The 11,781-nt window shown below is 67.1% G+C and carries 12 protein-coding genes; 4 read left to right on the top strand and 8 right to left on the bottom strand.

What is annotated here, in order from left to right:
* Nucleotides 1-75: 75 nt before the first annotated feature.
* Complete coding sequence (gene lepB, locus FFS27_RS01360; protein ID WP_003133458.1) at nucleotides 76-615, top strand: signal peptidase I; 540 nt, start codon at nucleotides 76-78, stop codon at nucleotides 613-615.
* Nucleotides 616-621: 6 nt separating this feature from the next.
* Here the strand turns inward: lepB and hxuC are convergent, their stop codons facing one another.
* The 5 genes from hxuC to FFS27_RS01335 form a co-directional block, all read right to left on the bottom strand.
* Nucleotides 622-3,177 carry a heme receptor HxuC gene (gene hxuC, locus FFS27_RS01355; protein WP_014603684.1) on the bottom strand — a complete coding sequence of 852 codons (2,556 nt, stop codon included), beginning with the start codon at nucleotides 3,175-3,177 and terminating at the stop codon, nucleotides 622-624.
* Nucleotides 3,178-3,305: 128 nt separating this feature from the next.
* Nucleotides 3,306-4,289 (bottom strand): FecR family protein, encoded by a 984-nt coding sequence (locus FFS27_RS01350; protein ID WP_003086822.1) that lies wholly within the window; start codon nucleotides 4,287-4,289, stop codon nucleotides 3,306-3,308.
* Nucleotides 4,286-4,813, bottom strand: coding sequence for an RNA polymerase sigma factor (locus FFS27_RS01345; RefSeq protein ID WP_003082669.1), 528 nt, complete (start codon nucleotides 4,811-4,813; stop codon nucleotides 4,286-4,288). Before FFS27_RS01345 ends, FFS27_RS01350 begins: the two co-directional genes overlap by 4 nt.
* Before the next feature lie 149 nt (nucleotides 4,814-4,962).
* Nucleotides 4,963-5,412, bottom strand: coding sequence for a YcgN family cysteine cluster protein (locus FFS27_RS01340; protein WP_003082662.1), 450 nt, complete (start codon nucleotides 5,410-5,412; stop codon nucleotides 4,963-4,965).
* A 76-nt stretch (nucleotides 5,413-5,488) separates the two neighbouring features.
* The gene (locus FFS27_RS01335) at nucleotides 5,489-5,764 is read right to left on the bottom strand and encodes a metal/formaldehyde-sensitive transcriptional repressor (RefSeq protein ID WP_003082658.1); all 276 of its coding nucleotides are present in this window, start codon (nucleotides 5,762-5,764) and stop codon (nucleotides 5,489-5,491) included.
* 67 nt (nucleotides 5,765-5,831) lie between these two features.
* Between FFS27_RS01335 and aitP the strand changes: the two genes are divergently transcribed.
* Nucleotides 5,832-6,794 carry a CDF family iron/cobalt efflux transporter AitP gene (gene aitP / locus FFS27_RS01330; RefSeq protein ID WP_023101411.1) on the top strand — a complete coding sequence of 321 codons (963 nt, stop codon included), beginning with the start codon at nucleotides 5,832-5,834 and terminating at the stop codon, nucleotides 6,792-6,794.
* Nucleotides 6,795-6,805: 11 nt separating this feature from the next.
* On the opposite strand, the gene FFS27_RS01325 is transcribed toward aitP, so the two are convergent.
* The 3 genes from FFS27_RS01325 to rnd all read right to left on the bottom strand — a co-directional run bounded on the left by FFS27_RS01325 (nucleotide 6,806) and on the right by rnd (nucleotide 9,407).
* Nucleotides 6,806-7,738: a D-2-hydroxyacid dehydrogenase gene (locus FFS27_RS01325; protein WP_003086815.1), complete on the bottom strand. Its 933-nt coding sequence runs from the start codon at nucleotides 7,736-7,738 to the stop codon at nucleotides 6,806-6,808.
* A gap of 254 nt (nucleotides 7,739-7,992) precedes the next feature.
* Nucleotides 7,993-8,286 carry a YcgL domain-containing protein gene (locus tag FFS27_RS01320; RefSeq protein ID WP_003082651.1) on the bottom strand — a complete coding sequence of 98 codons (294 nt, stop codon included), beginning with the start codon at nucleotides 8,284-8,286 and terminating at the stop codon, nucleotides 7,993-7,995.
* A complete protein-coding gene (gene rnd / locus FFS27_RS01315) occupies nucleotides 8,283-9,407 on the bottom strand; it encodes a ribonuclease D (protein ID WP_003086813.1) in 1,125 nt (374 codons plus the stop codon). Before rnd ends, FFS27_RS01320 begins: the two co-directional genes overlap by 4 nt.
* A 140-nt stretch (nucleotides 9,408-9,547) precedes the next feature.
* On the opposite strand from rnd, the gene FFS27_RS01310 reads away from it, so the two are divergent.
* The gene (locus tag FFS27_RS01310; protein ID WP_003082649.1) at nucleotides 9,548-10,609 is read left to right on the top strand and encodes an SMP-30/gluconolactonase/LRE family protein; all 1,062 of its coding nucleotides are present in this window, start codon (nucleotides 9,548-9,550) and stop codon (nucleotides 10,607-10,609) included.
* 300 nt (nucleotides 10,610-10,909) lie between these two features.
* Complete coding sequence (locus FFS27_RS01305; protein WP_021264485.1) at nucleotides 10,910-11,764, top strand: sulfurtransferase; 855 nt, start codon at nucleotides 10,910-10,912, stop codon at nucleotides 11,762-11,764.
* Nucleotides 11,765-11,781 lie beyond the last annotated feature (17 nt).

The raw sequence follows: 11,781 nt of genomic DNA, 5'->3' as shown, positions 1-11,781 counted from the left end.
GACCGCGGGGGCCGGCGACGCCGGCCTTCCGCCACGAAAAAGGGAACCTTCGTGAAACGACGCTTCTGGCCCGCCATGGGCCTGCTCGCCGCGATCATGCTGGCCGTCTACCTGGCGAATCCGTTCGGCACCGCCAGTCTCGACCCGCGCGCGCGGCTCCTCGGCGTGGCGCTGTACAAGATCCCTTCGCGCTCGATGGAACCGACCTTGCAACAGGGCGACTTCATCCTCGCCAACGCCGCGCGCTACGCCTTCGCCGACCCGCAGGTCGGCGACCTGGTGGTGTTCCGCTTCCCGCCGCAGCGCAGCATCGCCTATGTGAAGCGCATCGCCGGGATACCCGGCGATCGCGTGCGGATCGATGGCGGCCGGCTCTACGTCAATGACCACCAGGTGACCGAGCCCTACCTGGCGCAGCAGGCGCTGCGCCAGCCGGACTCCCTGCGCATGGCCGAGCGGACCGTCCCCGCCGGCCACTACTTCATGCTCGGCGACAACCGCGACAACTCCAACGACAGCCGCTACTGGGGCTACGTACCGCGCGCCGACCTGGTCGGCCGGGTGTTCGTCGTCTGGTATGCCGAGGACACCCGGCGCATCGGTTCGGTGCGCTGACGCCCCTCAGAAGAACTGGGTGACGCTGATCTTGGCGTTGCGTCCCTGGCTGTAGACCAGGTCGCCGCCCAGCGGCTGGCGATAGGAGCGGTTGAACAGGTTGTCCACGGTGAAGTCGATGCGGGTGTCCTTCAGGCCCAGCTTGGCCGGGACCCACTCGGCGAACAGCCGATGGGTGTCGTAGCTGTCGTTGGCCGCGTGATCCCAGTAGATATCGCCGGAACCGGTACCCATCCCGCCGCTGTAGCGATCGCTGGGCAGGCGGTCGGTCTTGCGCACGAACTCGCCCTGCCAGCCGAGCTTGGCGTCCCATTCCGGAACCTTCAGGCCGAGCATGGCCACCCACTTCGGCGGCGGGATGTCGCGCGCCCACACGTTCGGTCCCCAGGGATTGCTGTAGGCACCATCGTGCTTGCCGGTCATCCACGAGTAGGACAGGCTGCCGAACAGCCGCTGGCTGTCGTAGAAGCTCTCGATTTCGAAGCCCTTGATGGTCAGGCCCGGCAGGTTGCGGTAGTTGCTCAGCGGCAGCATGTCGCCGCAGCTACCGCCGATACTACCGTTGTCGATCGACTGCTGGCGGCAGCCGACGCTGCGGGTGCGGAATATCTCGTCCTTGATGCGGTTCTGGAACAACGTGGTGCGGATCTGCAGGCTGTCGCCGGCGACCAGCAGGTCCGGCAGGTTGATCACGCTGCCGCCACGGATCGCATGGATGCGCTCGGCGTCCAGGTCGCGGCTGCTGCCGCCGATGGTCGAACTGTTCTGCACTTCGTACTGTTCGTCGATCACCGGCGCTCGCCAAGTCTCGGTGTAGTCGGCGAAGAACGCCAGGTTCGGCGTCGCGGTCCAGAACACCGACAGCCGCGGCGACCAGCCGGAGTAGGTCTGGGCGCGATAGTCATGGCCGAGCTTGGGATTGTCGTAGATCGGCGCCAGGTTGGCCTGGCCGTCGTTGCGCACGCTGTCGAAGCGCATCGATGGAGTGACGGTCAGGCTGCCGTAGGTGATCGCGTCCTGGATGTAGAAGCTCTGCGTGTCCTGCTTGCCGGCCGGCATGAATGCCGGTTGCAGCCAGCCGTAGTTGTAGCGCGGGGTCTCATAGGTCTTGCCCGGCATGTGCATGAGGATGTCGCGCTTGTGCTTGTGCAGCGCCGCGCCCAGGGTCAGCTCGTGCTGTAGCGCTCCGGTATCGAAACGGCTGGTGTTGCGCAGTTCCAGGACCTTGTCCTGGTACTCGGTACGCATCCGCTTGCCGCCGGTGGCGAGCTGGTAGAAGGCGGTGTCCTCGCGACGGTCGAGTTGCTCGGTGCGGGCGTCGGAATAGCTCAGTTGCAGGTCGATCCAGGGGTTGTCCAGCGGATGGTAGTTGTACTTGCCGGTCCAGGTGGTGTCGGTGGTATCGCGGTGGGCCAGCAGGCGGGTCAGGCCCAGCTCGTAGCCGTAACGGTCGATGGTCCACTGGCTCGGCGGGGTCGGGTAGCTGCTGGCGGAGAACGGCGTCCAGCGCGAGCTTTTCGAGCGCAGGTAGGTGAAGCCCAGGTCGTGCTCCTCGGTGGGGTGCAGGTTGAGCTTGAACAGGCCGGTCTTCTCGTCCTGGGCGCTGTTGGGCAGGCGCTTGGGGTTGATCGGGTAGTCGGTGGGCGACAGCGGCAGGTTGTCGGCCAGCTTCATGTCGCGGCCGTCGCGGCCGTTGAGGTAGAGCAGGGCATCGACGCGGCGGTCTTCGCTGCGACCGAACACGGCGCCGGAGTAGATCTTCTGCTGGTCGTTGGAGTGATAGCCGTACTTGAGCATGGCGCCGACGTCGCGGCCTTCGCGCAGCAGGTCCGGCGCGTCCTTGGTCTCCATGTGCACGGTGCCGCCGAAGCCGCCATTGCCGGTGAACACCGAGTGCGGCCCCTTCTCCACCTCGATGCGCTTGATCATTTCCGGTTCGATGAACACGGTGCCTTGCTGGTAACGCTCGAAGCCGCTCTTCTGCGCGCCGTCCAGGGTATAGGGCACGTCCTCGGCGTCACCCAGGCCCCAGATGTTGGTGGTCTGTCCGCCCGGCTTGGGCGAGCCGCCCATGGTCACTCCGGGCAGGGTCTGCAGCAGGCTGGGGATGTTGTCCGCCTGCTGGCGTTCGATATCCCGCCGGGTCAGGGTCGAACGGCCGACGTTGCTGGCGTCCACTTCGCGACCGTTGCCGACGATGGTCTGCGCGTCCAGTTGCAGTGCGTTGTCGCTGTAGGCGTCGACCTGGCGCTGGCGCACCACGTAGCCGCCGCCCGCCTCCACCAGCTCCAGCTCGGAACCGACCAGCAACCGCTCCAGCGCCTCGCGCACCCCGTAGCTGCCGCTCAGCGCCGGAGCGCGCAGGCCCCGCAGGAGCGACTCGTCGAACAGCACCTGGACCTGCGCCTGCTGCGCCAGGCGCGACAGCGAGGCGGCCAGCGGCTGCGCCGGCAGGTCGAAGCGTCGTTCGGCAGCGCTGGCGCCGGCGGCCCACAACGCGGCGCCGAGCACGGCGGCGGAACACAGCGGGCGCCAGGCGGCGCGGGTGAAAGGCAAGGTCATGCTGGAACTCTCCCCAAGTGACTGCTGGATGTCGCCGGCAGCGGCGACGGACAGCAGAGAAGACGCAGCAGGGAGAAAAACCCACATATGCGAATGAAAAATATTTTCATTAATGCTGACGACGCGCCTCAGCGCGCCAGGATCAGCACCTCACCGCCAGCCTGCGGCTGTACCCGCACCGGCAATAGCGCCGGCAGAGCGAGGAGAAAATCGTCGGGGCGGGCGATCCGCACCGTACCGGAGACCCGCTTGTCGGCAAGCCGGGGATCTCCCAGGCGGATCGGCGCGGCACGATAGCGCGACAGTTCCTCCACCAGTTCGCCCAGCGGCTTGTCGCGGAACACCAGTTGCCCATCGCGCCAACTGGCGACCTGCTCCGGCGCCACATGGCCGAGTTCCAGGCGCTGGTCGGCGAGGTCCAGGCGCGCGCTGTCGCCAGCCAGCAGCACATGTTCGGCATCCTTCTCCAGGGACGGCTGCAACGCCACGCGCCCCTGTTTCACCGCCACGGCGAGGGCCTGCGCGTTGCGCCGGACGCTGAACTGGGTACCGAGTACGGTGACCCGGCTGTCGCCGCTGCCGACCCGGAACGGCCGGGCCGGATCGTGGCTGACCACGAAGAACACCTCGCCTTTCTTCAACAGCACGTCGCGGGTGCGCTCGGCGTAACGCACCTGCACTTGGGTATCGACGTCGAGGAACAGCTTCGAGCCGTCCGCCAGGACCACCTCGCGCTGCTCGCCAGGCGCCGTGCCGTAGGCGAGGTTCGGCCCGAGCGACTGGTCGCGCCAGAACAGGGTGGCGACGAGCAGCGCGCAGAACACGAAGAACGCCGCCGCCAGCGCCCGGGGCAGGCGCCAGGCCGGCACCGGTTCGGGAATATCGTCCAGCGCCGGGCGCGGCAGGCCGTCGAATTCGCGCCAGAGCCGCTCCATGCCCTCGAGCGCTTCGCGATGGCGCGGATCGGCGCATAGCCAATCCTCCAGCTCGGCCCGGCAGGCAGCGCTGAAATGCCCGGAACGACGCCGGCTGAACCAGTAGGCGGCGCGGTGATCGATGTCCTCTTCGGTTTCGTCGGCGAACAGCGGTTCCAGTCGTTCCAGCGGCTTCATCCTTCGCCTCCCTGGCCAAGCCGCCGCTTGCAGTGCAGCAAGGCGCTGGCGATGTGCTTTTCCACCATGCTCAGGGAGATTCCCATGCGCTCGGCCACTTCGACCTGGGACAGGCCGTCGAACTTGTGCAGGACGAACGCTTCGCGCCGCCGCGGCGGCAGCTCGGCCAGCGCGGCCGCCAGGTGGCTGAGGCGCTGCTGCTGTTCGAAACGCTCGCCCGGCCCGGCCGCCTCGCCTTCCAGCGCGGCGGGTTCGTCGTTCGCCGCCGGCCGGTCGAGATCCTGGCCGCGGCTCTGCTGCCGGCGCCAATGGTCGCGCAACAAGTTGCGGGCGATCTGGAAAAGAAATGCGCGCGGCTGCTCGACCGATTGCCGGCCCGGCCATTTCAGCCACTGGGCGAAAGTATCCTGGGCGAGGTCGGCGGCGTCCGCCGAACTGCCCAGGTGCTTGCGCAGGAAGCGCAGCAACTCGCCATGGAACGCCTGATAGGCATGCGAGACGGAACCACGGAAGCGCTCATCCATCCGTGCATCCTCCGGCGGCGCCCCCCGCGCCGTTGACCCGCTGCAACACCTCGCCTCCCCGCTTCCGTCGGATACGGAAGTCCCTTCGCAAATATGCGAATGATAATACATATCATTTCACAAGGTAAGGAAGTGCGACGGACGCGAGCTCAGCCGGCGCGGAAGATCAGGTAGTCCTCCCAGTCGTCCTCGGCCACCTGGGTCTCGCTGAGCATGCGCCCGGACTGGGAAATGCGTTCCTTGTGGACCCGCTCCGGGTCGCCGCAGACCAGGTGGTGCCAGAGCGGCAGGTCCTTGCCTTCGGCAACCAGGCGATAGCCGCAGGTCGGCGGCAACCACTGGAACTCGTCGGCCTGCGCCGGGGTGAGCTGGATGCAGTCGGGGACGAAACGGATGCGCTCGGCGTAGTTGGTGCAGCGGCAGCTTTGCAGGTCGAGCAGCTTGCAGGCGATACGCGTGTAGTAGACGCTGCCGTCGTCCTCGTCCTCGAGCTTCTGCAGGCAGCACAGGCCGCAACCGTCGCACAGCGACTCCCACTCGTCCTGGTCGAGTTGGGCGAGGGTCTTGCGTTTCCAGAAGGGTTCGACTTTGGCGGCCATGGCATCGGGGGCTGGTGAAAAGGCGCGATAGTCTAGTCCCCCGCCCCTTCCAGGCCAAGCACCGGCCGGCACATGACTACTTCAGGTAGGAGCGCAGCGCGGTCACCACCAGCTCCAGGTCTTCGCGACGCTGCTCCGCGCTCGCCTGCTCGGCGCCGAGGTGTTCGCGGATGTGCCCCTCCAGCACTTCGTTCATCAGGCCGTTCACCGCACCGCGGATCGCCGCGATCTGCTGCAGCACTGCCGCGCATTCGCTGCCCTCTTCCAGCGCCTGCTCCAGCGCCCGGGTCTGCCCGGCGATGCGGCGCACCCGCGCCAGGAGCTTCTTCTTCCCATGGATGGTATGGGCCACCGCTCTCTCCTCAAGGTAATATACTGGGGTATAGTATATTTTCGACGTCTCGACAGGACAGTAGCCAATGCCCGGCACCCCGACTACCCGGCCCCTGCGCCACTCCCATCGGTTCGACCAGGGCAACCCGCTGGCCGAGCGCAACACGCGCTGGGCGGTATTGCTCACCGCCTGCATGATGGTCGCGGAAATCGCCGGCGGCTGGCTGTTCAACTCCATGGCCCTGCTTGCCGACGGCTGGCACATGAGTTCCCATGCCCTGGCCCTGGGTCTTGCGATACTCGCCTACGGCGCCGCACGGCGCTATGCCAACGACCCGCGCTTCAGCTTCGGTACCTGGAAGATCGAGGTGCTCGGCAGCTACACCAGCGCCCTGCTGCTTCTGCTGGTGGCCGGGCTGATGCTCTATCAGTCGGTCGAACGCCTGCTCGACCCCAGCCCGATCCACTACCAGCAGGCGATGCTGGTCGCCGCGCTCGGCCTGCTGGTCAACCTCGCCTGCGCCTGGCTGCTGCGCGACGGCCATGCCCACCACGGGCACGGCCACTCGCACCACGACCACGACCACGACCACGACCATCATGCCCACGGACACGACCTGAATCTGCGCGCCGCCTACCTGCACGTGCTGGCGGATGCCGCCACCTCGCTGCTGGCGATCGTCGCGCTGGCCGGCGGCCTGCTGTGGAACGCGGCCTGGCTGGACCCGCTGATGGGTATCGTCGGCGCGGTACTGGTCAGTGTCTGGGCATGCGGCCTGATCCGGCAGAGCAGCCGGGTATTGCTGGATGCGCAGATGGACGCGCCGGTGGCTGCGGAAATCCGCGCGGCGATCGCCAGCAGCCCGCTGCCGGCGGAACTGCTCGACCTGCACCTATGGCAGGTCGGCCAGGGCAGGTACGCCTGCCTGCTGAGTCTGCTGACCACCGAGGAAGGCAGCGCCGACTACTTCAAGCGCCGCCTGGCCGAGCATGAGGAACTGGTGCACATCACCGTCGAGGTGAATCCGCTGCTCCCGCTCGCCGCCTGAGGGAACGCGGCTCAGTAGCCGCGAGCGAAGTCCACCTCGCCACGCATGGCGGTGCCCGCCCAGAAGCGCGCGAGGTTGTCGCGGAACAGTTCGACCATCGCCCCCGGCAGGGTCGGCGCGGCGGTGTGGCCGGTCAGCAAGAGGCGCGGGGTATGCCAGAACAGGTGATTGGCCGGCAGCGGCTCTTCGCGGCAGACGTCGATCACCGCGCCGGCCAGCTGGTTGTTCTCCAGTGCTGCCACCAGGTCGGCGTCCACCACCGCGACGCCACGCCCGGCGTTGATGAACAGCGCCGTGGATTTGAGCCGGGCGAACAGCGCACGGTCGTAGATGTCGTGGGTATCGGGGGTGTCGGGCAGCAGGTTGATCAGGTAGTCGGCCGTCTCCACCAGGCGACCGAGGTCGTCGAGCGAGCCCATGCGGTTGAACGGCACCAGCGAACGCGGATTCTTCGCCACCCCGGTCAGGTCCATGCCGAAGCCGGACAGGGTATGCGCCACCGCCTGGCCGATCTCCCCGGTACCCACGATCACCGCCTGCCGGCCACGCAACCCGCCAGGCGTGCGGCTATCCCATTGCGAACCGACCTGGCTGGCCAGCCGGCCGAGGAACTGGCGCTCGTGGGCGAGCATGTAGGTCAGCAGGTATTCGCTCATCACCTGGCCGAAGATGCCTACCGCGCGTGTCAGGCTGTAATCCTTCGGCAGGTCGGCGGCCAGCAGTGGCGTGATGCCCGCCCAGGTCGACTGCACCCAGACCGGATGCACGCCCTGGCGCAGCATCTGCGCCACCAGGTCGGGCTGGCCGAGCCAGATCGAGCACTCGCTGGCGGCGTCGATGAGTTGCAGGGGGTCGTCCCCCGCCACCACCTTCAGGCTGGGGTCGGCCGCCATCAGCAGCGCGGCATAGAGAGCGTGGTCACGTTCGAGAATCAGCAAGCGCATGGGTCACACTGCCAAGCCGGACAAGGGCTGGCGATCAGGCCGGAGAATATTGTTCTTTCATGCATCACGGCTCCTGGAGGGAAGCCCTCGAGAGCAGCAGGATTGGCGCTGGTAGACCACGGTCGCTGCCAGGGGTTCCGCTATCGTGCGACATCTTGCGGACATCATGCACCGAAGGCGCAGCCTTGCACAGAGCGGGTTTCACGTCGTGAAAGTGGCGCCGGTAAGCCGGCGCCAGCGGGGTACGGCTCGCGTCAGAGCGGGTCGTTCATGCGCAGCAACTCTTCCGGGAGATGCTCGATGTACTCTTCTTCGCCCGGCGGCATCTGCAGGTGGAAGCCCTGCTTCTCGATGTTCTCCAGGACCTTGGCGACATCCTCGCGGGCCAGTTGGCGCTCGGGGGTGAGCAGCAGGTCGAAGACATGTTGCGGCGCGCCGAACGGCACCAGCAGGGCCTCGGGCACGCGGCTCAACGCCTCGCGCTTGTCGACGTAGAGGTACATCTCGTTCTTGCGCGGGCTCTTGTAAACGGAACAGATTCGTTTCATGCGCTCTCCAGGGCGTCCAGCAGGGCCTGGCCCATGCGTTCGCGGCGCCAGCCGCGGAGGGAATCGGGTAGTTCGTAGGGACCGTCGGGATAGCCGCTCTTGAGCAGTGCCTCGAGGATCTTCTTGCGCAGCATCAGCTCGGGCGCCATGCCCAGGGTCTCCGCTTCGCGCTGGCCGATGGCGCGCAGGCTCTTGAGCAGCGGGGTGACCTCCGGCGGCAGCGGCTCGGGCAGCGCCTCGGGCCATTCGCTCTGCGGCAGGCGCGCAGCCTGGGCGATCAGTTCGATGAGGAAGTCGCCGTCCTGGCGCACGGTGCGCGGATGCATGTCCTCGATCGCCGCCAGGTCGGTCTTGTTCTTCGGCAGCAGGCGCGCCAGCGGCCACAGGGTGCGTTCGCGCAGCACGTGGTTGCGCGGCCGGTTGCGCAGGCGTGCCTGCTCCTCGCGCCAGGCGCAGAGTTCGCGGAGCACCGCCAGTTGCTGCGGACGCAGCCGCCAACCCAGCTTGACCTCGCGGTAGGCCTCGCGCGGATCGCTCTCGCGGCAGAGGTTGGCGACCAGTTCGGCGCCGTCCTCCAGCAGCCAGGCGCGTTTCTCCTCGCTCAGCCGCGCATCCAGGGCCAGGTAGACCTGGGCGAGGTGCTGGACGTCGTCGGCGGCGTAGCGCATCTGCATCTCGGTGAGCGGCCGTTGCAACCAGTCGGAACGGGTCTCGTCCTTGGGCAGGTCGATGTCCAGCACCTCCTTCACCAGCTTCGAATAGCCCATCGAATGGGCCATGCCGAGATAGGCGGCGGCCAACTGCGTATCGAACAGCGGCACCGGCAGGCTGCCGGTGAGGCGCAGGAACACCTCAAGGTCTTCGCTACAGGCGTGCAGCACCTTCACCACCCGCTCGTCTTCGAGCAGTTCGGCGAAGGGACTCCAGTCCTGGATCAGCAGCGGATCGATCAGCCACTCCTGCCGGCCATCGCCCACCTGCACCAGACCGGCCGCGGGATAGAAGGTATCGACGCGCATGAACTCGGTATCGAGCGCGAGGTACGGCTGTGTGCGCCATTCCCGGCATTGCTGCGCCAGGCTGGCATCATCGCGGATCCACTGGATTTCGGGCGCGGTCACGAACATCTCCTTGGTCAAGTGCGGCGCATTATATAGAGCCTCGCGCCCTGCGAGCATTCCGCTCGGCACCGCGCTTGCCGATGAACGTAGCGAATGTCCATACTCCGCCCCTTGTCCGACAATCCGAACAAGGGAACTGCATGAAGAAGCTCAGCGGAATAATCGTCCTCCTGCTGGCTGGCGCGGCTCTTTACCTGGCCCTGAAGACCAGCCCGATCGACCCGCTCGCCTGGGATGCCCCGGCCGCTCCGCAGATGACCGGGGTCCTCGAACCCAACGACACCCTGATGAAGGCCGAGCTGCTTGGCCAGGGCCAACTGCACGGCCCCGAGGACACCGCCGTGGACAGCCAGGGCCGCGTCTATGCCGGTCTCGCCGACGGCCGCGTGGTACGCCTGGACGCCAGCGGCAAGGTCGAGACCTTCGTCGACACCGGCGGCCGCCCGCTGGGCATGGACTTCGATGCCGCCGGCAACCTGATCCTCGCCGACGCCTGGAAAGGCCTGCTTCGCATCGATCCGCAGGGCAAGGTGGAAACCCTCGCCACCGAGGCCGACGGCGTCCCCTTCGCCTTCACCGACGACCTCGACATCGCCAGCGACGGCCGCATCTACTTCAGCGACGCTTCCAGCAAGTTCCACCAGCCCGACTACATCCTCGACCTGCTCGAGGCCCGACCGCACGGCCGCCTGCTGCGCTACGACCCGTCCACCGGCAAGACCGAGGTGCTGCTCAAGGACCTGTACTTCGCCAATGGCGTGGCACTCTCGGCAAACGAGGACTTCGTACTGGTCAACGAGACCTACCGCTATCGCATCACCCGCTACTGGCTGAAAGGCGAGAAGGCTGGCCAGCACGAGGTGTTCATCGACAACCTGCCGGGCTTGCCGGACAACCTCCAGGGCGACCGCAAGGGTACCTTCTGGGTGGCCCTGCCGACCCCGCGCAAGGCCGACGCCGACTTCCTCCACCGACATCCCTGGCTGAAGGCGCAGCTGGCCAAGCTGCCGCGCATGTTCCTGCCGAAGCCCACTGCCTACGGGCTGGTCATCGCCATCGACGAACAGGGCAGGATCGTCCGCAGCCTGCACGACACCAGCGGCCACCACCTGCGCATGATCACCTCGGCGAAGCCGGTGGGCGACCAGCTCTACTTCGGCAGCCTGGAAAACGACCGGATCGGCCGCCTGGCGATCCCCTGAGAGAAACGAGACGAAAAAAAGCCCGGCGCAAGCGCCGGGCCAAGCCAATCGGACAAGCGTTCCGAGGGATAGAACACAGGAGCGGATACCTCGGAACGTGCCGATTCTGCATGTCTGGACAAATACCTCGCTGCCGGGCGAGGCTGATGACCGAGTAAGAATCTTCCCCGCCTGGAGCCGGCCCTTTCCTTTCGCCATTTCTCCGCCTCGCCGCGCGACGCCGGGATGACGCGACGCGGTCCAAGGGGCATGATCCACCCATCCGCCACCGGCTTTGCTTCCCGACCCAAGGAGTCCGCGATGTCGTCCGCCCAACTGCTGACCGCGCAACAACTGGCCGCCCGCCTCAGCGAACCCGACCTGCTGGTCCTCGACTGCCGTTTCGCCCTCGAAGACCCGTCCTACGGTGCCCGCGTCTATCAGGAGAACCACATTCCCGGCGCGCATTTCGCCGACCTCGAACGGGATCTTTCCGCTCCCGTGCGCAAGGGCGTGACCGGTCGCCATCCGCTGCCGGATCCCGCCGAGCTAGCGCTCAAGCTACAAGCCTGGGGCCTGCGCCAGGATAGCCAGGTGGTGCTCTACGACGACGGCCCCGGCGCATTCGCCGCCCGCGCCTGGTGGCTGTTGCATTGGCTGGGCAAGCGCGATGGGGTCTACCTCCTCGATGGCGGCCTGGCGGCCTGGAAGGCTGCGGGGCTGGCACTGACCAATGGCGAAAGCAGTCTTCGACCCGGCGATTTCCAGGGCCAGCCCGATGCCTCGCTGTTGATCGACGCCGCCACCCTCCAGGCCCAACTGGGCCAACCCGGACTGGCGCTGCTCGATGCTCGCGCGCAGCCGCGCTTCCGTGGCGAAGTCGAGCCCATAGATCCGGTCGCCGGACACATTCCCGGTGCCCAGTGCGCCGCCTTCACCGACAACCTTGGCAGCGACGGCCGCTTCCTTCCGCCGGAACAATTGCACCAGCGGTTCTCCGCCCTGCTGCGCGGTCGCCCGGTGGACGAGCTGGTCGCCTACTGCGGCTCCGGCGTCACCGCCTGCCACAACCTGTTCGCCCTGAGCCTCGCCGGCTTCCCGCTTCCGCGCCTCTACGCCGGCTCGTGGAGCGAGTGGATCACCGACCCGCACCGCCCGGTCGCCACCGGCGACTGACGCCATACGCTCGGACG

This window comes from Pseudomonas sp. 2VD, assembly GCF_005503585.1.
Classification (GTDB): Bacteria; Pseudomonadota; Gammaproteobacteria; order Pseudomonadales; family Pseudomonadaceae; genus Pseudomonas; species Pseudomonas aeruginosa.
This window is presented reverse-complemented; position numbering and strand designations above follow the sequence as displayed.